Here is a 21365-nt window from a genome sequence, read left to right on the forward strand (position 1 = left end):
TCAAGCCGTTTTAAATAAATGAATCATGAGCAATAAAAGTCTAAAAATACTGGTTACCGGCGGTGCCGGTTTTATTGGCTCGGCGCTGATAAGACACTTAATAAACCACACTGCGCACCGTGTGGTAAACGTGGATAAACTCACTTATGCGGGTAATTTAGCGTCGCTTACATCGGTGGCGCATAATCCCAGATACGTCTTTGAGCAAGTAGATATTTGTGATGCCGTGCAATTACAACGGGTTTTTGCGCAGCACGCGCCCAATATTGTGATGCATCTGGCGGCCGAAAGTCATGTAGATCGCTCGATTGATGGGCCGGCCGAGTTTATTCAAACCAATATTGTCGGCACTTACACACTGCTAGAACAAGCGCGGGCGTATTGGAACCAGCTCACCGGCGACAAAAAAGCCAGTTTTAGGTTTCATCATGTTTCAACCGACGAAGTGTATGGCGATTTACCGCATCCCGATGAATTAACACAGCGTCATGCCGGACTTAATCCGGAATATCTTCCCTTGTTTACCGAGCAAACCGCCTACGCCCCAAGCTCACCTTACAGCGCCAGCAAAGCCGCCAGCGACCATTTGGTACGCGCCTGGCACAAAACCTACCAACTGCCTATTGTGGTGAGTCATTGTTCTAATAATTACGGACCGTATCAGTTTGCCGAAAAGTTGATTCCCCTGGTGATATTAAATGCCCTAAAAGGCAAACCCTTGCCTTTATACGGCAACGGCCAGCAAATTCGCGACTGGCTTTACGTAGAAGACCACGCCCGCGCTCTGGTTCTGGTAGCCACCCAAGGCCAAATAGGCCAAACCTACAACATAGGCGGCCACAACGAAAAACAAAACATTCAAGTTGTCACCGCCATCTGTTCAATCTTAGATGAGTTGGTGCCTGTAAACACCAAGATGCCGGATCAAGTCCGGCATGACGAACTCCCGTTGCATCACGACGAAACACCTTTACGTCACGACGAAATACCTTTACGTCACGACGAAATACCTTTACGTCACGACGAAACACCTTTACGTCATTCCGGACTTGATCCGGAATCTGCCAAAGGTTATGCGCACTTCATAACCTATGTAAACGACCGCCCCGGTCACGACAAACGCTACGCCATAGACGCCAGTAAAATACAAAACCAACTGGGCTGGACACCCCAAGAAACCTTTGAAAGCGGCCTGCGAAAAACCGTGCAATGGTATTTAAACCACCAGGCCTGGTAAGAAGATTTGCAGACAATCTTTAAATCAAAAACAGTTTTGAGCAATATTTAGCGAGTTTATTGAGATAAATAGGTGATTTATTTAACACGGCAAACAGTGTTTGCAAAAAAAGGAATTAGGAAACGATGATAATAAACCACGTAAAAGAAATTTTTATTATTGCTGGACCTAATGGCGCGGGTAAGACCACGTTTGCATTAGGTTTAATTGACGAAGGAATTATAAAGCATTATCTAAACGCCGATGAAATCGCCAGAGAGCTTTCACCTTCAGACCCACAAAAAGCCAATATTAAAGCAGCACGGATTTTTTTACGCAGACTTAAAGTTTTATCGCTGGGTAATGAAAGCTTTGCCTTAGAAACAACACTCTCAGGCTTGCGTTATTTAGAGCATATAAAAGAGTGGCAAAGTGCAGGCTGGATGGTATCTGTTTTTTATCTACTTCTTAGCTCGCCCGAAGTTTCAAAACAACGTGTCGCAGAGCGAATTGCACATGGTGGGCATAGCATACCTGAAAAGGACATAGTGCGCAGATTTCCAAAAAGTATTATCAATTTTTATAGGTACTATTCTAAGCAAGTAAATTATGCCGAATGCCTGTACAATGAAAACCAAGAACCATTATCAATATTTGAAGTGAAACAAGGTCAAGTAATTATTAATCAAGTAGAGTTTTATGACTATTTTATGGAGTTAATTAAGCATGCAGAATCAAGATAATTACCAACCAGCATTTAATCGCGTTAAGCATTTAAAGCTCGCTGTAAGTCGCGTCGTGCTTCGCAGAAAAGCATTGGGTCAGTACATTGTGGTTGCCACAAAGGGTCAAATAGAACGCGTTGAATTTTCAGTAACACAAGCAATGCCAAAATCAAGTAAGCAAATTTAAGCTTATAGGCGGGTAGCGGCCAAAATCATTTGGCTACTACAATGCTTAATATCATCACATACTTTCTGCAACAATCAACTTCCCCCCCCCAAAAAAAAATGCAGTTATACGTACCAAGTGGTACACTACGCAGCCTGTTTAATATGGGTAGCTAGGGTTACACTTTTATCGTTAACCAATCTAAGCTTAAATTTAAGTAAAAAAATAAACCAAAAAAACGTGTTGTAAAGGCAAAGTACTATGTGTGGAATTGTTGGGGCGATTGCCGAAAGAAATAGTGTGCCAGTCTTATTAGAGGGGCTTAGACGCTTAGAATATCGCGGATACGATTCGGCCGGTATTGCCTTGCTTAATGCAGACCAGCAACTTTCACGCGTGCGTTCTTTGGGTAAAATTAAAAACTTAGAAGACAAAATTAATACCCTGATGAGTCCCCAGGGAGCTACGCCCTTTGCCGGACATATTGGCATTGCACACACGCGCTGGGCAACGCATGGCGCGCCGGCCGAGCACAATGCGCATCCGCATATTTGCAATAACCAAGTGGCGGTGGTGCATAACGGCATTATCGAAAACTATCAAGCGTTAAAAGCCCAACAGCTGCAACAAGGCTATGTGTTTACCTCGCAAACCGACACTGAGGTCATTGCCCACTGTGTGTTTGAACAGCTTAAACACACCACCGATTTGCTAAGTGCTGTGCAAAACGCCATTGCGCACTTTAAAGGTGCTTACGCCATTGCGGTTATTTGTGCCAACAATCCGCACCAAATGGTGGTGGCGCGCAAAGGCAGTCCGTTGGTGATTGGTGTGGGCATTGGCGAGCATTTTATTGCGTCTGATGTGAGCGCCTTGTTACCCGTGACGCAAAACTTTCTGTTTTTAGAAGAGGGCGACACCGCTTTAATTACCCGTGAAACCGTGCACATTTACAACGCACAAGGGCACTTGGTTGAGCGCGATATTAAACAATCGGCGTTAAGTTCGGCGGTGGTGGAGCTGGGGGAGCATCGCCACTTTATGCACAAAGAAATTTACGAACAACCGCAAGCCGTTTTAGATACCTTAGAAGGGCGCATTGGTGCGAGTAACGTCTTTATTAATGCGTTCGGTCATCAAGCCGAAGCGCTGTTTAAAACCGTGCAAAGTGTGCAAATTATTGCCTGTGGCACCAGTTATCACGCCGGTTTGGTAGCTAAGTATTGGACAGAAGACATTATTGGCTTGCCTTGCTACGTAGAGGTGGCCAGCGAATACCGTTATCGTAACCCCGTGGTGCAAAATAATACGTTGTTTGTCACCATTAGCCAGTCTGGTGAAACCGCCGACACCCTAGCCGCACTGCAACAAATTAAAGCGATTAAAGTCATTAAGGCTAATACACAGGCTAAGCAGATTAACATCACCACGCTGAGCATTTGTAACTCGGCCGAATCGAGCTTAACACGCGAATCGGACTTAACGTTTTTAACCCACGCTGGCCCCGAAGTTGGCGTGGCCAGCACCAAAGCGTTTACCACGCAATTGGTCGCATTGGCATTATTGGTGGTAAGCTTGGGTAAAGCGCAAAATACACTCACACCAGAGCGTGAAAAAGCCATTGTAAACGGTCTAAAAAAGCTACCAGGCCTGCTCACTAACGCCCTAAAGCACGAAGAAGCCATTAAAGAAATCGCCTATCAATTTGCCAATAAAAACAGCGCCATATTCTTAGGTCGCGGCACCATGTACCCCATTGCAATGGAAGGCGCGTTAAAACTAAAAGAGATAAGCTACATACACGCCGAAGCCTATCCCGCCGGCGAGCTAAAACACGGGCCTTTGGCACTCATTGACGACCAAGTGCCCGTCATTGCCATAGCCCCTAACGACGAGTTAATTGAAAAACTAAAATCCAACCTGCAAGAAGTCCAAGCGCGCGGTGGGCAATTAATCGTGTTTGAAGACGAAGAGTCAAAAGTCAATCAAACCAATCAACCAGGCCTGGTTATCTTAAAAACCACCAACAACGTAGGACGCATTACCGCACCCATCACCTTTAACATAGCCCTGCAATTACTGGCCTACCACGTAGCCTTAATAAAAGGCACCGACGTAGATCGACCTCGTAATCTAGCCAAATCGGTCACGGTGGAATAAATCATGAGCGATTGGTCGGTCATAATGACCAAACCCAAACAAGATGCCGTGGCAGAAGAGCATTTAATGCGCCAAGGCTATCACGTGTATCGCCCAAAAATAAAGGTGCAAAAAACCCAACGTGGCAAGGTAGTAGAGTGCTTAGAATCGTTGTTTCCGCGTTATTTGTTTATACAAATAACCAGCCAAAACCCTAATTGGGCACCCATTCGCTCAACCAAAGGCGTGTTTAAACTTGTGAGCTTTGGCAATCGCTTAGCCACCATAAACGCCCGTTTAATAGACGTTATTCAGCAAACAGAAAATGCAACGTCACACGATTATTTTGGCCAGGGTTTTGATTTAAAAGCCGGCGACAAGCTGCGTGTAGAGTCCGGGCCGTTTTATGGACTAGAAGCCGTGTTTGACTGCTACGACGCCAAAAAGCGCGTGGTCATGCTTATGTCTATACTAGGGCAAATGCAAAAAGTGGTGTTAGATGCCAGTCAAATACAAAAATTAGAGTAAAATCCAAAATCCTGCGTGCAAAGGCCTTGTAAGGCGGGGCAAGCATTGTAGGTTGGACGTCGCAAAAAGCGACTTTCAAAATAAAAGCCGCAGACGGAAAAATGCGCCTCACCGATGTCGCCGACACCGAACAACTTTTTAGATTTATAAAGTCGTCACCAGCCAAAACGCCAAGCACCTTTTGGAAAATAAATAAAAACGACCAGGCCTGGTGAAACGCAAGGCTCGTAATGCAACTAAAGCCCCAAACTCCGGCTTGCAATGGCTTTGTAAGCCGGGTGTAACGGCGTTATAACAACACGTAAAACAGTAAAAACAGGCTGTTAAAACAGACTTTAAAACAAATTTTCGAAATGCGTAACGACAGCGTAGGGCGGTAGCGTCTTTAAACGGTTATTATTGCGGGTTACGTAAGCTAAACTAAATTAATTTAGACAGACAAATTTAATTAAAAATAAAAAAGTAGAATAAGAATGAAGATTGCAGTGGCCGGAACAGGTTATGTGGGGTTATCTTTGGCGGTATTGTTAGCGCAGCACCATGAAGTGGTAGCGTTGGATATAATGGCCGAAAAAATTAACTTACTAAACAATAAAAAGTCACCTATTGCGGATGATGAGATTTCGGATTGTTTAGCCAATAAAACGCTAAACCTAACCGCTACATTAGATAAACAAATGGCCTATAAAGAGGCAGAATTTGTAATTATCGCTACACCAACCGATTACGACTCTGTGACCAATACCTTTAACACCCAGTCGGTAGAGGCGGTTATTGCTGACGTTTTGGCTATAAATCCTTGCGCTGTTATGGTTATTAAGTCAACGGTTCCGGTTGGTTATACAGAGCAGGTTAATGCCAAATTTAATTGCGACAACATTCTTTTTTCACCAGAATTCTTAAGAGAAGGCAAAGCACTTTACGATAACTTGCATCCCTCGCGGATTATTGTGGGCGAAAAATCCGAGCGTGCCAAACTCTTTGCCAATTTATTAGTAGAAGGAGCGGTCAAGCCAGCACAAGAAATTTCGGTGTTGTTTACCCACGCCACCGAAGCCGAAGCGGTAAAACTGTTTTCAAACACCTACCTTGCTTTGCGCGTTGCCTACTTTAATGAACTAGACACATACTGTGAAACCCACGGTTTAAACTCAAAACAAGTTATAGAAGGCATAGGTTTAGACCCTCGTATTGGCAACCATTACAACAACCCAAGCTTTGGTTATGGCGGCTATTGTTTGCCTAAAGACACCAAACAACTACTGGCAAATTACAATGACGTGCCACAAAACCTAATCAAAGCCATCGTAGACTCAAATACCACCAGAAAAGACTTTATTGCCGAACAAGTCATTAAAAAACTCAACGAAACCAAATCGCATAATGCAAAAAACGAGATGATTAATCAAGTTGAACATGACGGTAAGCAAAGCCGTGATTTTGAGCCAATCTCACGTCATTCCGGGCTTGACCCGGAATCTTCAGCGCCCACTGTTGGCATTTACCGCCTAGTTATGAAACAAGGCTCAGACAACTTTCGCGCCAGCGCCATTCAAGGTGTTATGAAACGTCTCAAGGCCAAAGGCATAAATATTGTTATCTACGAACCGGTGCTAATTGAGCAAGGCCAAACTGACTTTTTCCACTCAAAAGTCATCAGCGACCTAGCCCAATTTAAAGCCCAAAGTAATGTCATTATCGCCAACCGCCTTACCGATGACATTATTGACGTAAAAGACAAAGTGTATACTAGAGACTTATTTGGTAAAGACTAGTTGTACATAGCCAAGGATTCATTATATATATGCATTAACGATTGATGACCCGCGTGTTGAATCGCTTGTCAAAGAACTGTATCAATAGAAAAGTCTGTCTGATGATCCAGCTTTCATTGCTTTTTTGCAAAAAAGGAAAGTGCTTCGCGATCTACGCGAAAGCTATAGCCAATATTAAAATGGGTAGCTTTTGACAGAGGATGAAGTCTTTACGTCGGTCTGTAAAGCAACATCTAAATAAATTACGTACATCCCTTAGTTAGTTATTGAAGGCATTTCCCGAGTCGGGTGTGCAAATTCAGCTTGAAGACATGACATGTATGTATAAGGGTGGTTGTTCAGGGTTATTCTGTGCTTTATTTAGTAGACCCAAATAACATCATCATCCTACTGGCTTACAAACAAAACGAACCCAAATTAAATTAACATTATGAAACTAAACATACAAAACTCAAAACTCAACATCCTAGTCACTGGCGGCGCCGGTTTTATCGGCTATCACCTAATCCAAGCTCTAAAGCCATACGGCCATAACATCGTCGGCATTGACAATCTCAACGACTACTACGACCCCCAACTCAAACTCGACCGCCTAAAAGCCCTCGGTTTTGACAATCACCAAGTCGAAGCATTGGTGGCAAGTCAAAACGCAATACTAAACACTGACAGCTTAACATTCCAAAAATTAGACCTAGCCGACAGAGCTGGCATAGAAACTCTATTTAAACAAAACCAATTTGACGTTGTTGTAAACCTGGGCGCGCAAGCCGGTGTGCGTTATTCCATAGAAAACCCACACGCTTATGTAGACTCTAACCTAGTTGGCTTTGTGAATATCCTTGAAGGTTGCCGCCACAGTAAAGTCAAACACCTAGTGTACGCCAGCTCTAGCTCGGTTTACGGCATGAATATTAAACAACCGTTTAGCACAAGCGACCGAGTAGACTATCCAATCAGTTTGTACGCTGCCACCAAAAAATCCAACGAACTCATGGCGCATACCTACAGTCATCTTTACGGTATTCCAACGACTGGCCTAAGATTTTTTACCGTTTACGGTCCAATGGGTCGTCCAGACATGGCGTACTTTTCGTTCACCAAAAAAATCCTAGCCGGTGAAACCATTGACGTCTTTAATAACGGACAAATGCAACGCGACTTTACCTACATAGACGACATAGTAAAAGGCATTACCCGCGTAATGCAACGTCCACCGGTGATAAATAATGATGCCAGCATCACCAACGCCCAAGCACCCTACAAAGTCTATAACATAGGCAACAACCAACCAGTCACTTTGCGCCGTTTTATTAAGGCCATTGAAACCGCAACTGGTAAACAAGCCCACGAAAACCTGCTCCCCATGCAGCCTGGTGATGTGCCCATTACCTACGCCGATGTGGATGAACTCACCCGCGACACTGGGTTTAAACCCGCCACAAGCATTGAAGACGGCATTGCTAAATTTGTGGATTGGTATAAAGGGTATTACAAGTAGATTTTATGAAACTAAGCACTCAAAACTCAAAACTTAACATTCTAGTTACCGGCGGAGCTGGTTTTATTGGCTCTGCAGTCATTCGTCATTTAATTAACGACACTCAGCACAGTGTAGTGAATTTAGACAAACTTACTTATGCGGGTAATTTGGAGTCGTTAGCCTGTGTGAATGAAAATTCACGATATGCATTTGAGCAAGTTGATATTTGTGATGCTCTACAAGTAAAGCGTGTGTTTGAACAACATCAACCCAATATCGTAATGCATTTGGCCGCCGAATCGCATGTTGATCGCTCTATTGATGGACCGGGTGAATTTATTCAAACCAACATTGTTGGCACCTACACCTTGCTTGAGCAAGCACGGGCTTATTGGAATGCACTAGAAGGCCACAAAAAATCCAGTTTTCGGTTTCATCATATCTCAACAGACGAAGTTTATGGCGACCTACCGCATCCGGATGAAATAACCCCCAGTCATTCCGAACTTGACCCAGAATCTCTTCCGCTCTTTACCGAACAAACCGCCTACGCCCCAAGCTCACCTTACAGTGCCAGTAAAGCCGGCAGTGATCACCTGGTACGCGCATGGCAAAGAACCTATGGTTTGCCAACATTGGTGACCAATTGCTCTAATAACTACGGTCCGTATCATTTTCCAGAAAAACTAATTCCTTTGGTTATCTTAAACGCCCTAGAAGGCAAGCCGCTACCAATCTACGGCAAAGGCAATCAAATACGCGACTGGCTTTATGTAGAAGACCACGCACGTGCATTAGTCTTGGTTGCCACGCAGGGCAAAGTGGGTGAAACCTACAATATCGGTGGTCACAACGAAAAACAAAACATTCAAGTTGTAACAACCATTTGTGCAATATTAGATGAGTTGGCACCTATAAATACAAAGATTCCGGATCAAGTCCGGAATGACGAACTCCCGTTGCATCACGACGAAACACCTTTGCGTTACGACGAAACACCGTTGCATCACGACGAAACACCTTTGCGTTACGACGAAACACCTTTGCGTCATTCCGGACTTGATCCGGAATCTTCCAAAGGTTACGCACAACTCATAACTTACGTAAACGACCGCCCAGGCCACGACATGCGCTACGCCATAGACGCCAGTAAAATTCAAAAAGAGTTGGGCTGGACGCCACAAGAAACGTTTGAAAGCGGTATTAAAAAAACAGTGCAATGGTATCTAAACAACCAGGACTGGTGTAAACACGTGCAAGACGGCAGTTATCAAAGAGAAAGATTAGGTGCTGAGAAATGAAAAAGACACCTAATATAACCGTTCAAAATACGGCCATAAAACTCAAGCGAGTAGAATCGGCTGATTATCTTAGTCTTACGGATATTGCTAGGCATAAAGATGCTGAAAGAAGTGACTACATCCTACAGAACTGGATGCGTAATAAATCAACGATTGAATTTTTAGGGTTATGGGAAAAAATCAATAACGAAGATTTTAATTACGTCGAATTCGATGGAATTAAAAATCAAGCGGGTACAAATAGTTTTGTTTTAACGCCAAAACGCTGGATTGAATCAACCAATGCCATTAGTTTAGTTAGCAAGGCAGGTCGCTACGGTGGCACCTTTGCACATCCAGATATAGCCTTTGAATTTGCCAGCTGGATTTCAGCGGAGTTCAAACTTTTTTAATCAAAGAATTCCAGCGCCTAAAACAAGACGAAATAGACAGTAAACAACTTGAATGGAACTTAAGCCGAAGCTTGAGTAAGATTAACTATCGGATTCACACCGATGCCATACAAGCGCACATTGTGCCAAAACTCAACCCATCTCAAGTCAACATCACCTATGCCGACGAGGCAGACTTGTTAAACCTTGCGCTCTTTGGCAACACCGCCAAACAATGGCGAGAACAAAACACAAACAAACAAGGCAACTTGCGAGACTACGCCAGTGTAGAAGAGCTTATTATTCTATCCAATATGGAAAGCTATAATGCACAAATGATTAAGCAAACACTACCGCCCCAACAACGGTTAGTTGAACTTAACCAAATGGCGATGTGCCAAATGAACAGCTTATTGAAATACAAACCAATAGCTAAAAACTCAACATTAAAAATTAAGAGTTAAATTATGAAAGGCATAATTCTAGCAGGTGGTTCTGGTACCCGGCTTTACCCTATTACCCGTGGCGTATCTAAGCAACTACTACCGGTTTACGACAAACCAATGATTTACTACCCAATAAGCGTGCTAATGCTGGCAGGCATTCAAGATATTTTAATTATTACCACGCCAGAAGACCAAGCTGGGTTTATACGTATGTTGGGCGATGGCAAAGACTTTGGCGTAAATTTAAGCTACGCCGTGCAACCTAGCCCAGATGGATTAGCGCAAGCGTTTACCATTGGCCAAGAGTTTATTGGTAACGACAGTGTCTGTTTAGCATTAGGCGACAATATTTTTTGGGGTCAAGGCTTTAGCCCAATTTTAAAGCGTGCCGCAAGTCGAACAAAAGGCGCAAGCGTTTTTGGGTATCAAGTTAAAGACCCAGAGCGTTTTGGCGTAGTAGCGTTTGATGAAAACAAAAAAGCCATCTCTATTGAAGAAAAACCACAACATCCCAAATCCAATTTTGCGGTAACAGGGCTGTATTTTTACGACAACGATGTGGTAGAAATGGCCAAACAAGTCAAACCGTCCCCGCGTGGCGAATTAGAGATTACCACCATCAATCAAATGTACATGCAACGTGGCGATTTAAATGTTGAACTGCTTGGGCGTGGTTTTGCTTGGCTAGACACAGGGACGCATGAAAGTTTGCTAGAAGCCGCCATGTTTGTTGAAACCATCGAAAAACGCCAAGGCTACAAAATCGCCTGCCTAGAAGAAATCGCCTGGCGCAACGGCTGGCTGAGTAACGACCAAGTCGCGCAAACCGCCAAAGCCCTTAGCAAAAACAGCTATGGTCAGTATCTTGCGGATTTGTTGAGGTCATAAACTTGAATATGAAGATGCAGCCAACAACACAAAACAATACAGAAAATGTGAATCTTTCAAAGGGTTTATTGTATAATATTGTTCAACAACACCCCTCAAGCTTAGTAACTGGTTCGCCAGAAGCTGGCTCAAACCGAGGGGTTTCTTGTTTTCAGGGCGGCGAAAACCGATGACCGACCCAACCAAAATCTACCAAAAACCGCCTAAAACCACCGAGCAGCATATTCAACAGCTTGCCTCTCGGGGTCTGTGCTTCAATCGCTCCGGTAAAGAACGTGCATTGCGATACCTATCGCATATTGGTTATTACCGCCTTAGCGCCTACTTCATCCCTTTTGAAGAATCGTCGCAGGACAACAAACGCACGCACCTATTCAAATCCGGTACCGAGTTTAACCATGTGCTTGATCTATACATTTTTGATCGAAAACTCCGAATCCTGGTGATGGAGGCGATTGAACGAATTGAGGTATCCATAAGAGCTAACTGGTCGAATGCCCTGACCTTAAATAAACAGAGTCCGCATAAGCAAGATGCACATGCGTATATGAACCCAAGCTTATTTAAAAACCCATGGCAACATCAAAAAAACCTGTCTAGAGTGGCTTCAGACATAGCCGATAGCGAAGACCAGTCTGTTAAACATTACAAACAAACATACCTAGAGCCTTTTTTACCACCGACTTGGATTATGGTGGAAACCTTAACCTTTGGTAGCTTATCCCAATGGTTTGCAAATACCAAAAGCACTGCGGTAAAAAAAGCCGTTACCAAGGCGATTGGTTTGCCGACGATAGAAATCACGGAAAGTGTTTTGCAATCGCTATCACTGGTGCGAAATATCTGTGCACATCATGGACGACTATGGAATCGCCAGCTGGTTAAACAACTGCCCTATATACGCAAACTCAAACAATACATGGTCATTGAACAAATCAGGACTGAAAAGAGCGAGGTTCAGCACCAGCCAAGCAGAAAACTGTTTAACTTCCTAGTGGTCATTAACCACCTGATGAATAACATCCAACCTAAAACCAGCTGGAGCCAAAGGCTTGACGAATTAATGGCAACATTACCCCAAAGTCATCACCATGAATTGGGCATACCACAAAGCTGGAAAGGCTTTGTAAAACAGACGGCACAATTAAACACTCAAAACTAAACACTAAGCACTAATAAATGATCACAGAAAACAAAGCCTATTTGCCCAATAAAGAAAAATACAAATTTTTTGTAGCGCGAGATACCTTTGCAGGAATGAGGCGCACGGAAAAATGGCATGGCAAATTTTTAGTAGATTTAATTGGAATAAAATTATGACTATAAACGAACACAAAATCCTTGGTGATGAAAGAGGGCAGCTGATTGCGATTGAAGCTCAGAAGCAAATTCCTTTTGAGATTAAGCGTGTATTTTATATTTTGGTACAAAAGAAAATATACCACGTGGTAATCACTCTCATTACAAAACCAAGCAATATCTAATTTCGGTAGCTGGGTCTTGCAAGGTGACGCTAGATGATGGCAAAGGTAACAAAACGACTTATGATTTAGACGCCCCCAATAAAGGACTTTTTCAAGATGCCTTAATTTGGGGAACAATGCACGACTTCTCAGAAGATAATGTACTGTTAGTCTTTGCTAATGACTATTATCTAAAAGAAGATTACATCACGGATTACCAAGAGTTTTTAAAGGTCGTCAATGATTAAATACAAAATCCACCCGCTTGCCGATGTGCAAACCAACCAAATAGGTGAAGGTACAACTATTTGGCAGTTCAGTGTGGTTCTTAAGCAGGCGCAAATTGGTGCTAACTGCAATATCAACGCACTAACACTTATCGAAAATGATGTGATTATTGGCGACAATGTTACCGTCAAATCTGGCGTGCAAATCTGGGATGGCTTGCGCATTGAAAATAATGTCTTTATTGGCCCTAATGTAACGTTTACCAACGACTTTACCCCGCGCTCTAAACAACGCCCAGCCGAGTTTTTAAAAACCATTATTAAACATCAAGCCTCAATTGGTGCTAATGCCACAATCATTGGTGGCCTTACCATTGGCGCATACGCCATGATTGGTGCAGGCAGTGTAGTTACCAAAGACGTACCTAATTATGCGTTGGTTTACGGCAACCCCGCAAAACAGCATGGGTGGGTATGCGAATGTGGCACAAAATTAAATAAATTAACGTGTTTAAGTTGCAACAAGGTTTATACAATGATTAACAATGCTCTAACAGAACAGAACAGAACAGAACAGAACAGCCGTAAATGACAATCTGTTTTATGCTATCACCCGGCAAGGTGTGGCATGAAGCTCATTCAAGGCAAAAACATTAACCTGCGCCCAGCAAGAGTAGAGGATGCGGAATTTATTTTAGGTTTGCGATTGCAACAACATAAAACACAATATTTAAGCCAGGTAGAAAACAACCTTGCCAAGCAGCAGGCCTGGTTAAAAAGTTACCAACAAAAAGAACAGCAAGGCCTAGAGTATTATTTTGTGATTGAAAGCAAACAACACCAAAACTTAGGGTTAGTAAGAGTGTACGATTTACAACCCAATTCCTTCTGCTGGGGCAGTTGGCTTATAAAAGATGACTCGCCCAAAACCACCGCAATAGAATCGGCATTATTGGTGTACGAATTTGGTTTTGGAAAACTGGGCTACAAACAAGCCCACTTTGATGTACGCAAAGGCAATGAGCGCGTAATCGCCTTCCACCAACGCTTTGGGGCAAGTATCACGCACAAAGATGAATTAAACTATTACTTCAACTACAAACATGAAGACTATTTACAAATTAAACAAAAATACCGCCGTTATTTAAATTAAGCGGCTAGGAGGCAAGATGAGCCAGTTAGTGTTAGAGATAAAAAATGAAATGGTAAAAGAGCGTTTTATGTGGCTTTTACAACACTTTAAAAAAGATGAACTCGAAATTATTAGCGAAATCCAATCTCAAGACAACCAGGCCTGGTCGGACGAATACATCAAACAAAACTGGCGTCAATTGATCAAGACCAGCACCATGCTACCGAGCTATGAAGATAGTGAGCAGTATCGTGAAGATTATGGACAATATTTATTGGAAAAATATAAATGAAAAAGTTTTTAATTGATTTAAATGTTTTATTTGACAATTATGATTTGAGTCGTCAGGCCTTATTTCCTGCAACGATACAGGCACTTGAACAATTGAGAAACTCACAAAACGTTGAGCTGTATATTTCATCAAGCTCTTTGCATAATTTGCAGTATATTAAAATGACTAGTATCAGAAGAGAGCATCCTGCTATCACAAAAAACCAAGCCGAAACACTTGCGAATTATTTTATTAAAGAAGTCTTGTCTTACTGCAAGATCGCCAAAACCCCAAGCTACATCGACATCGATTATGACGATATTGAAGACTCGCAAATCATCGCCTCCGCGCGTGCTGTGGATGCCAAAGTGCTCACCCGTGACGAAGGTATGTTAGCCAAATACCCTAACGACACGATAAGCCCAGCCGATTTTTTAAAACAACAAACCGAGCCGCAAAAAGTCAGCTTTTTAGATCTCAAAGCCATCAACCAGCAATACACCAATGAGTTTGAACAAGCCTTCGACCAAGTATTAAATTCTGGCTGGTATATTCAAGGCAGCCAAGTCAAAGCCTTTGAACAAGAATTTGCCGACTATTGCGGCACCAAACACTGTATTGGTGTGGCCAATGGTTTAGACGCGCTAATTTTGGTGCTACGTGCATGGAAAGAGTTAGGCAAGCTCAAAGAGGGCGACGAAGTTATTGTGCCCGCCAATACTTATATAGCCAGTATTTTAGCCATTACCGAAAACCGTCTTAAACCAATTTTGGTTGAGCCAGATGCGCAAACCTATAACTTATCACCAGGCCTGGTAGAACAAGCCATTACCCCAAACACCAAAGCAATTTTGGCTGTGCATTTATACGGTCAGCTTGCACCCATGCCCGAGATTATGGCAATAGCCAAAAAACACAACCTATTGGTGTTAGAAGACTCTGCCCAATCCCACGGCGCACACATTGACGGCAAAAAAGCCGGAAACTGGGGCGATGCGTCTGGTTTTAGCTTTTACCCCGGTAAAAACCTTGGCGCACTGGGCGATGCCGGAGCCGTCACCACCAACGATCACCAACTTGCGCAAACCATCCGCGCACTTGGCAACTACGGCAGTCACAAAAAGTATGAAAATCTTTATCAAGGGCTTAATAGCCGCCTAGACGAAATGCAAGCCGCATTGTTAAGCGTCAAGCTTAAACACCTAAACGCCGAAACTCAACGTAGACGCCAAATTGCAGTTGCTTACACCAATAACATTAAAAACCCAGTAATAACGTTACCTTTTACAACCCAAAATATAACGCTAGCCAATTTAGACAATCATGTGTTTCATTTGTTTGTTATACGTTGCAAGCAAAGAGAAAAACTCCAAACCTATTTAATAGAGCAAGGCGTACAAACGTTGATTCACTACCCAATCGCACCGCACCACCAAAAAGCCTACAAAAACAACCAGGCCTGGTCAAACCAAAGTTATCCAATTACCGAAGCAATACACAACGAGGTCGTTAGCCTGCCTATCAGTCCGGTAATGACCGATGAGCAAGTGCAAACAGTCATTGAAGCGGTGAACGCTTTTAAATGACCCTAGTTAAAACATCAATACTAAGCTTTATTGCAACAGCCATAAAATTGTTAGCAGGCCTGGTTATAAACAAAGCGGTAGCGGTTTATATTGGCCCTGCAGGCTTGGCCATGGTAGGGCAGTTTCAAAATTTTATCCAATTGGTCATGACCGCTGCACAAGGTGCAATTAACAGCGGGGTTACCAAATACGCGGCAGAATACGGTAAAGACAACGAACGTATCCCCATTCTTTTTAGCACGGCAAGCAAAATAAGTTTAGTGGCTTCAGTGTTAGTGGGCGTAGGGATTGTTGTGTTTTCAAACTATGCATCCTTACAGTTTTTAAAGAGTGAAAATTACGGCTATATCTTTGTGATCTTTGGTTTTACCATTGTTTTATTCGTTATAAACAATCTATTACTTTCGATACTTAACGGGTTAAAAGAAATTAAAACTTGGGTAATAATTAATATTATTCAAAGCATCTATGGCTTAATTTTTACCACATTATTAATCGTGTATTTAGGTTTGGATGGTGCGTTAATCGCACTTGTCACCAACCAGTCGGTGATTTTCTTAATCGTTCTGTGGATGCTCAGAAAGCATCAAGTGATCAAGCTCGAAAACTTTAAAGGCGCATTTGACAAACCCGAAGCTAAAAAACTTGGTGGCTTCGCGTTAATGGCCATAACCAGCGCCGCCACGGTGCCAGTTTCCCATTTGATTGTGCGTAATTACATTGGCGAAAACCTAAGCTGGGACGATGCGGGTTACTGGCAAGCCATTTGGTATATCTCTACCATGTATTTAATGGTGGTGACCACCACACTAAGTATTTATTACTTGCCAAAGCTATCCGAAATTACTGACAAGGCTGTGCTAAGACAAGAACTGTTGCACGGCTACAAAATCATTATGCCGATTGTGATTGTCATGTCACTCACGATTTTCTTATTAAAAGACTTTATTATCTGGCTATTGTTTACCGAAGACTTTGCTCCCATGCGCGAACTTTTTTTATGGCAGTTGATTGGGGATGTGATGAAGCTTGCCGCTTGGCTAATTGCTTATTTAATGCTTGCCAAAGCCATGACCAAAACCTTTATCATTACCGAAATCGCCTTTAGTTTGAGTTTTGTTCTACTCTCGATTTGGTTTGTAGATCAATATGGGTTAGTAGGCATGAGTTACTCATTTGCCGTCAATTACTCGATGTATTTCTTCGTGATGATCTGGGCGACTAAGAGGGAGTGGAGTGGCGCATGATCGAATCCCTGATTGGCCCAATTTCTGAATGGTTGATTAAAAAAGGCCAGGATAAAATTAAAGAGTCTGCGGAGTTTCAAAACACACGCTTGGCGATTCGTCAGGCGGTGGTGCGGGAACTTCGCTTGAATCGGGCTTTTATTGACGAGGTGATAAAGCCTAAAGAAGACGCTACAGGTTTGACCCTTGCCATGGCTGAAGAATTGGATGTCAGTGCGTTTAATAAGTTGGAAGACTCGTTTATCCCGATCGAACTTTTTTTTGATTGCGAACGCCCTACATTAGATGAACAAAATACGGATGGTCAATTTTTAAACTGGTCAAACCAGCTTGAAAATGAAGCCTTGTGGGTCGAGCGTATTTATATGCGGTTACGCATTCTGCGAGCACGCTGGCGTTGTGGAAAAGCGCCAACAAATAAAAGTGTGCAATATGTCCGCTGGCTAATCGATACCTGGTTAAAACATCAAGCAAACCAAACAAAAACCCACCGGCCGGTGTAAATTTGTATAAACAAAAACCAAAGCTCATTAAGCATTAAAAATTAAGCATTCAAATTGAAAACAACCAGGCTTGTATGCCCATTGGGTAGCGTGGATGAGGAAAAGAAATAAGTGAAAATATTATTATTGGGCGAATTTAGCGCTTTACACAAAAACCTAAAAGAAGGTTTGGTTGAATTAGGGCATGAAGCAGTTGTTGCGGCAAGTGGTGATGGCTTTAAAAAGGTGCCGGTTGATATTTCATTTGACTCTAATTTGCCAGGTGTATTCGGAAAGATTGATAGAAAATTAAAACCCCTTTATTTGTTGAATAAATTAAATGGTTTTGACGTAGTTCAGCTCGTTAACCCCTACCCATTTCGCCATAAGTTTTTTCCAACAGAGTATTTTTATAAAAAAGTTAAAGATTTAAATGACAAGTTTTTTTATTAGGTGCCGGCGATGATGCCTATTTTTGGAAGTATGGCCGAAAGGCTTTAAAATATGGTCCTTTTGACGATTTTTTGAAATACGATCACGGTAGTGAAAATTTTCATATGGATACTGAAGATTCTTTTGCATTTAATGAAAGAGTCATTGAATTAGTTGATGGAGTTATTCCTATTATGTATGAATATGAAGTTAGCTATGCCAACCACCCTAAAAGGCTGCCAACCATTCCTATTCCAATGAACATGAATAAAATTCAGTATGAAGAAAATAAGTTGGGAAAAAAATTAACTGTTTTTCATGGCTTAAATCGTTATGGATTTAAGGGTACGCGTCATGTAGAAGAAGCATTCGATTATTTGTCGAAAAAGTACCCTAATGATCTCGAGTTAATAATCGACGGTAAAATGCCACTTAATGAATATCTTGAAGTAATGCAGCGCACCAATGTAGTAATCGATCAAATGTATTCCCATTCATTGGGCGTGAATGGTGTTTATGCGCTTGCAATGGGAAAAATTGTCATGGGTGGTGCAGAACCAGAATCTTTAAAATCTTTAGGTGTAGAAAGTTCACCTGTAATTAATTTACAACCAAATGCACAGTCGATTATTGATGAGGTTGAAAATCTTTTAGAAAAACGAAACCAAATTTCTGACTTAGGTTATCAATCAAGAATCTTCGCAGAACAAGTACATGGGCACACAAAAGTTGCTCAGCAGTATATCGAAACATGGGGTAAACACTAAATGTGCGGCATAGCAGGCCTGGTGGATTTTCGCCGCCAATCCAGTAAAGAAAACCTTCAAAAAATGACGGATGTATTGTTTCATCGTGGGCCGGATGACGGCGGTTATTTTTTTGAGGGCTTTGAGCAATCACAAGTGGGCTTGGGGCATCGGCGTTTGTCGATTTTGGATTTATCTAATCATGGGCATCAGCCGATGGCATTTGGTCATTTAACCATGGTCTATAACGGTGAAGTTTACAACTTTAAAGAAATTCGTTCGGAGTTGGAAAGGCAAGGTTATAGCTTTGAATCCCATTCTGATACCGAGGTGATATTAAAGGCGTATCACAAATGGGGTATTGAAGCGGTGCATAGTTTTAACGGTATGTTTGCCATTGCGATTTTTGATAGCCAAAAGCAAACTCTGACCTTGATTCGTGATCGTGCAGGTGTCAAACCATTGTATTGGTATCAAAAAGACGGTTTGTTTATGTTCGCCAGTGAGCTAAAAAGTTTTCACGAGCATCCTGCGTTTGTAAAAGAACTTAATCACGATGGCTTGGCCTTGTTTTTGCAATATGGCTATATCCCGCAACCGCACACGATTTTTAACCACACCTACAAATTAAAAGCGGGCCATTCGCTTGAATTAAACATTCAAAATTCAGAATTAAACATTACCAAATATTGGGATGTGATTGATTGCTATAACCAACCTAAGCTGGATATTTCTGAGCAAGAGGCCATGGACGAAACCGAGCGCTTGCTAAAATCCGCTTGCGAATATCGCATGGTGTCTGATGTGCCGGTGGGCATGTTTTTAAGCGGTGGCTATGATTCCTCTGCGGTCACGGCACTATTGCAATCCGAACGCACCGAAAAGTTAAAAACTTTCTCAATCGGCTTTCATGAAGAAAAATTTAACGAAGCACATCACGCCAAAAAAGTAGCCGAGTATTTAGGAACAGACCACGCCGAATACTACTGCACCCAAAAGGACGCCCTGGAAATCCTGCCAAAATTGCCAGAAATTTGGGATGAGCCATTTGGCGACGCCTCAGCTATCCCCACAACATTAGTTAGCCAGTTGGCAAGAAAAGATGTAACGGTGTCATTAAGTGCCGATGGAGGGGATGAAATTTTTGGGGGGTATGATAAATACACAGGCATTCAAAGAAAAATGCGTGCTTTTAATAAAATCCCCGGATTTTTACAAGCGCCCACACGATTTGCGTTAGGGTCCAAACTGACGCAATATGCTGCAGAAAAGGTGGGTGTATTCAACGCAAGAGATAGATTGAATCGTTTTTCTCAAATGATCGGTGAAAATGAAAAAGGTTTGCTGAAAAAAGGCTCACAGGTTTTTACAGATCAGGATTTAAATCGCTTTTTGTTAAATAAGCTCAATCCAGTAAAAACCGAATTCGATGCGGAAATTAACCAGGCCTGGTTGGACAATGTCTTGGCGATTGACTACAAGACTTATCAGCTTGATGGTATTTTAACCAAAGTCGATAGAGCCACCATGTCGGTCAGTTTAGAAGGGCGCGAGCCGTTATTGGATTACCGCGTTATCGATTTTGTTGCAAAACTTGATCCGAAACTCAAAATTAACAATAACAATAAAAAATACCTCCTAAAAAAGATAACCCATAAATATTTACCCAAAGAAATCATGGATCGCCCCAAAATGGGATTCGGCGTGCCTATTTTTGACTGGTTTAAAGCGGAGTTGAAAGACTATTTAATGAACTATTTAAGTGAAGATCGTCTAAAACAAGGCGGTATTTTCAATGTACAAGAAGTCCTCAAGCTGCGTGACCGCTATCTAGCAGGCCAGGATGTCAATATCAACCAAATATGGTTCCTGCTCATGTTTGAAATGTGGAGAGAGAGATGGATGCATTAAAACCTTACTTTACAATTTTTACACCAACTTATAATCGTGCTGATCGACTACATCGTGTTTACGATTCACTAAATAATCAAACGATGAAAGATTTTGAGTGGTTAATAATTGACGATGGTTCTACCGATAATACAAGAGAAGTTGTAGATGCGTTTATAAGCAAGAATGAAATGCAAATTAGATATATTTGGCAGGAAAATGGCCATAAGAAAAAAGCATTTAATCACGGCGTAAGAGAAGCAAATGGTTTTTTATTCATACCAGCTGACTCAGACGATACTTTCGAAGGTGACACTTTGCAAACCTTTAAAGAGGTTTATGAAAAACAATCTAATGATATTCAGAGTAAAATTTCTGGAGTAGTTTGTCTCTGTAAAGATGAGCAAGGGAATGTTATTGGCGACAAGTATCCATCCGATGAATGGTTATCTGATGGTCTGGAAATGCGTTATAAGTATTCAATTTCTGGTGAAAAATGGGGATGTATTAAAACAGATATCTTAAGATCTTTTCCATTTCCAGAAGAAGTTGAAGGACATGTGCCTGAAAACGTCATCTGGACGCCGATTGCGAAGAAATATAAAGCGGTTTTTGTTAATAAACCACTTAGGACATATTTTACCAATGAGTCCGATAGTATAACTCATTCAGGTTTTGCAAAAAAAAATGCACATGGCGCATACCTTCTTGCAAAAATGGTGTTAGAGAACGAACTAGGCTACTTTTTCAAGAAACCACTCAGTTTTGTTAAAGCGGCTGCAAATTACACGCGATTCAAACTAAATATTCCAGCAGATATAAAAATAAAACGCCTTTGTCTCTAGAGCAGAATC

At 42.1% G+C, this 21365-nt stretch carries 22 protein-coding genes and 1 pseudogene; all 23 read left to right on the plus strand.

The window, feature by feature from the left end; genetic code table 11:
- Positions 1-25 precede the first annotated feature (25 nt).
- The 23 genes and pseudogenes from rfbB (EP181_RS04720) to EP181_RS04815 all read left to right on the plus strand — a co-directional run bounded on the left by rfbB (EP181_RS04720) (position 26) and on the right by EP181_RS04815 (position 21356).
- On the plus strand, positions 26-1237 hold the full coding sequence (gene rfbB, locus EP181_RS04720; RefSeq protein ID WP_127470633.1) for a dTDP-glucose 4,6-dehydratase: 1212 nt from the start codon (positions 26-28) through the stop codon (positions 1235-1237).
- Between the two features lie 125 nt (positions 1238-1362).
- The gene (locus tag EP181_RS04725) at positions 1363-1959 is read left to right on the plus strand and encodes an ATPase (RefSeq protein WP_127470634.1); all 597 of its coding nucleotides are present in this window, start codon (positions 1363-1365) and stop codon (positions 1957-1959) included.
- 409 nt (positions 1960-2368) lie between these two features.
- Entirely contained in the window at positions 2369-4267 is a 1899-nt protein-coding gene (glmS, locus tag EP181_RS04730; RefSeq protein ID WP_127470635.1) for a glutamine--fructose-6-phosphate transaminase (isomerizing), read from the plus strand.
- A 3-nt stretch (positions 4268-4270) separates the two neighbouring features.
- Positions 4271-4774 carry a transcription/translation regulatory transformer protein RfaH gene (gene rfaH, locus EP181_RS04735; RefSeq protein WP_127470636.1) on the plus strand — a complete coding sequence of 168 codons (504 nt, stop codon included), beginning with the start codon at positions 4271-4273 and terminating at the stop codon, positions 4772-4774.
- Positions 4775-5247: 473 nt separating this feature from the next.
- Positions 5248-6549 carry a nucleotide sugar dehydrogenase gene (locus EP181_RS04740; RefSeq protein WP_127470637.1) on the plus strand — a complete coding sequence of 434 codons (1302 nt, stop codon included), beginning with the start codon at positions 5248-5250 and terminating at the stop codon, positions 6547-6549.
- Positions 6550-6979: 430 nt separating this feature from the next.
- Positions 6980-8047 carry an NAD-dependent epimerase gene (locus tag EP181_RS04745; RefSeq protein ID WP_127470638.1) on the plus strand — a complete coding sequence of 356 codons (1068 nt, stop codon included), beginning with the start codon at positions 6980-6982 and terminating at the stop codon, positions 8045-8047.
- A gap of 5 nt (positions 8048-8052) precedes the next feature.
- Positions 8053-9330, plus strand: coding sequence for a dTDP-glucose 4,6-dehydratase (rfbB, locus tag EP181_RS04750; RefSeq protein ID WP_127470639.1), 1278 nt, complete (start codon positions 8053-8055; stop codon positions 9328-9330).
- Positions 9327-9722: a KilA-N domain-containing protein gene (locus EP181_RS12310; protein ID WP_232023525.1), complete on the plus strand. Its 396-nt coding sequence runs from the start codon at positions 9327-9329 to the stop codon at positions 9720-9722. The genes rfbB (EP181_RS04750) and EP181_RS12310 overlap by 4 nt, the downstream gene beginning before the upstream one ends.
- 71 nt (positions 9723-9793) lie before the next feature.
- A complete protein-coding gene (locus tag EP181_RS12315; RefSeq protein ID WP_232023526.1) occupies positions 9794-10165 on the plus strand; it encodes a hypothetical protein in 372 nt (123 codons plus the stop codon).
- A 3-nt stretch (positions 10166-10168) separates the two neighbouring features.
- A complete protein-coding gene (rfbA, locus tag EP181_RS04760) occupies positions 10169-11035 on the plus strand; it encodes a glucose-1-phosphate thymidylyltransferase RfbA (protein WP_127470640.1) in 867 nt (288 codons plus the stop codon).
- A 169-nt stretch (positions 11036-11204) separates the two neighbouring features.
- Complete coding sequence (locus EP181_RS04765; protein WP_127470641.1) at positions 11205-12197, plus strand: Abi family protein; 993 nt, start codon at positions 11205-11207, stop codon at positions 12195-12197.
- A 17-nt stretch (positions 12198-12214) separates the two neighbouring features.
- Positions 12215-12355 carry a hypothetical protein gene (locus tag EP181_RS11895; protein ID WP_172959692.1) on the plus strand — a complete coding sequence of 47 codons (141 nt, stop codon included), beginning with the start codon at positions 12215-12217 and terminating at the stop codon, positions 12353-12355.
- Positions 12352-12746 (plus strand): annotated as a pseudogene (locus tag EP181_RS04770) (sugar 3,4-ketoisomerase). Before EP181_RS11895 ends, EP181_RS04770 begins: the two are co-directional and overlap by 4 nt.
- Positions 12739-13317, plus strand: coding sequence for an acyltransferase (locus EP181_RS12675; RefSeq protein WP_127470642.1), 579 nt, complete (start codon positions 12739-12741; stop codon positions 13315-13317). Before EP181_RS04770 ends, EP181_RS12675 begins: the two are co-directional and overlap by 8 nt.
- Before the next feature lie 36 nt (positions 13318-13353).
- Positions 13354-13878 carry a GNAT family N-acetyltransferase gene (locus tag EP181_RS04780; RefSeq protein ID WP_127470643.1) on the plus strand — a complete coding sequence of 175 codons (525 nt, stop codon included), beginning with the start codon at positions 13354-13356 and terminating at the stop codon, positions 13876-13878.
- Between the two features lie 16 nt (positions 13879-13894).
- Complete coding sequence (locus EP181_RS04785) at positions 13895-14149, plus strand: hypothetical protein (protein ID WP_127470644.1); 255 nt, start codon at positions 13895-13897, stop codon at positions 14147-14149.
- Entirely contained in the window at positions 14146-15714 is a 1569-nt protein-coding gene (locus EP181_RS04790; protein ID WP_127470645.1) for a DegT/DnrJ/EryC1/StrS family aminotransferase, read from the plus strand. The genes EP181_RS04785 and EP181_RS04790 overlap by 4 nt, the downstream gene beginning before the upstream one ends.
- Complete coding sequence (locus EP181_RS04795) at positions 15711-16961, plus strand: O-antigen translocase (protein ID WP_127470646.1); 1251 nt, start codon at positions 15711-15713, stop codon at positions 16959-16961. The genes EP181_RS04790 and EP181_RS04795 overlap by 4 nt, the downstream gene beginning before the upstream one ends.
- Positions 16958-17464: a hypothetical protein gene (locus EP181_RS04800; RefSeq protein ID WP_127470647.1), complete on the plus strand. Its 507-nt coding sequence runs from the start codon at positions 16958-16960 to the stop codon at positions 17462-17464. The genes EP181_RS04795 and EP181_RS04800 overlap by 4 nt, the downstream gene beginning before the upstream one ends.
- Before the next feature lie 111 nt (positions 17465-17575).
- A complete protein-coding gene (locus EP181_RS12040) occupies positions 17576-17896 on the plus strand; it encodes a hypothetical protein (protein ID WP_197723397.1) in 321 nt (106 codons plus the stop codon).
- A 104-nt stretch (positions 17897-18000) separates the two neighbouring features.
- Positions 18001-18642 (plus strand): hypothetical protein, encoded by a 642-nt coding sequence (locus tag EP181_RS12045; RefSeq protein ID WP_197723398.1) that lies wholly within the window; start codon positions 18001-18003, stop codon positions 18640-18642.
- Positions 18643-20532, plus strand: coding sequence for an asparagine synthase (glutamine-hydrolyzing) (asnB, locus tag EP181_RS04810; RefSeq protein ID WP_127470648.1), 1890 nt, complete (start codon positions 18643-18645; stop codon positions 20530-20532). It begins immediately after the preceding gene.
- On the plus strand, positions 20520-21356 hold the full coding sequence (locus tag EP181_RS04815) for a glycosyltransferase family A protein (protein WP_127470649.1): 837 nt from the start codon (positions 20520-20522) through the stop codon (positions 21354-21356). The genes asnB and EP181_RS04815 overlap by 13 nt, the downstream gene beginning before the upstream one ends.
- Positions 21357-21365: the final 9 nt, after the last annotated feature.

Source organism: Thiomicrorhabdus aquaedulcis (genome assembly GCF_004001325.1).
Lineage (GTDB): Bacteria > Pseudomonadota > Gammaproteobacteria > Thiomicrospirales > Thiomicrospiraceae > Thiomicrorhabdus > Thiomicrorhabdus aquaedulcis.

Excerpts from the sequence above, each read along its gene's own strand:
- rfbB (WP_127470633.1), top strand. The coding sequence starts at position 26 with ATGAGCAATAAAAGTCTAAAAATACTGGTTACCGGCGGTGCCGGTTTT.
- EP181_RS04725 (WP_127470634.1), top strand. The coding sequence starts at position 1,363 with ATGATAATAAACCACGTAAAAGAAATTTTTATTATTGCTGGACCTAAT.
- glmS (WP_127470635.1), top strand. The coding sequence starts at position 2,369 with ATGTGTGGAATTGTTGGGGCGATTGCCGAAAGAAATAGTGTGCCAGTC.
- rfaH (WP_127470636.1), top strand. The coding sequence starts at position 4,271 with ATGAGCGATTGGTCGGTCATAATGACCAAACCCAAACAAGATGCCGTG.
- EP181_RS04740 (WP_127470637.1), top strand. The coding sequence starts at position 5,248 with ATGAAGATTGCAGTGGCCGGAACAGGTTATGTGGGGTTATCTTTGGCG.
- EP181_RS04745 (WP_127470638.1), top strand. The coding sequence starts at position 6,980 with ATGAAACTAAACATACAAAACTCAAAACTCAACATCCTAGTCACTGGC.
- rfbB (WP_127470639.1), top strand. The coding sequence starts at position 8,053 with ATGAAACTAAGCACTCAAAACTCAAAACTTAACATTCTAGTTACCGGC.
- EP181_RS12310 (WP_232023525.1), top strand. The coding sequence starts at position 9,327 with ATGAAAAAGACACCTAATATAACCGTTCAAAATACGGCCATAAAACTC.
- rfbA (WP_127470640.1), top strand. The coding sequence starts at position 10,169 with ATGAAAGGCATAATTCTAGCAGGTGGTTCTGGTACCCGGCTTTACCCT.
- EP181_RS04765 (WP_127470641.1), top strand. The coding sequence starts at position 11,205 with ATGACCGACCCAACCAAAATCTACCAAAAACCGCCTAAAACCACCGAG.
- EP181_RS11895 (WP_172959692.1), top strand. The coding sequence starts at position 12,215 with ATGATCACAGAAAACAAAGCCTATTTGCCCAATAAAGAAAAATACAAA.
- EP181_RS12675 (WP_127470642.1), top strand. The coding sequence starts at position 12,739 with ATGATTAAATACAAAATCCACCCGCTTGCCGATGTGCAAACCAACCAA.
- EP181_RS04780 (WP_127470643.1), top strand. The coding sequence starts at position 13,354 with ATGAAGCTCATTCAAGGCAAAAACATTAACCTGCGCCCAGCAAGAGTA.
- EP181_RS04785 (WP_127470644.1), top strand. The coding sequence starts at position 13,895 with ATGAGCCAGTTAGTGTTAGAGATAAAAAATGAAATGGTAAAAGAGCGT.
- EP181_RS04790 (WP_127470645.1), top strand. The coding sequence starts at position 14,146 with ATGAAAAAGTTTTTAATTGATTTAAATGTTTTATTTGACAATTATGAT.
- EP181_RS04795 (WP_127470646.1), top strand. The coding sequence starts at position 15,711 with ATGACCCTAGTTAAAACATCAATACTAAGCTTTATTGCAACAGCCATA.
- EP181_RS04800 (WP_127470647.1), top strand. The coding sequence starts at position 16,958 with ATGATCGAATCCCTGATTGGCCCAATTTCTGAATGGTTGATTAAAAAA.
- EP181_RS12045 (WP_197723398.1), top strand. The coding sequence starts at position 18,001 with ATGGATACTGAAGATTCTTTTGCATTTAATGAAAGAGTCATTGAATTA.
- asnB (WP_127470648.1), top strand. The coding sequence starts at position 18,643 with ATGTGCGGCATAGCAGGCCTGGTGGATTTTCGCCGCCAATCCAGTAAA.
- EP181_RS04815 (WP_127470649.1), top strand. The coding sequence starts at position 20,520 with ATGGATGCATTAAAACCTTACTTTACAATTTTTACACCAACTTATAAT.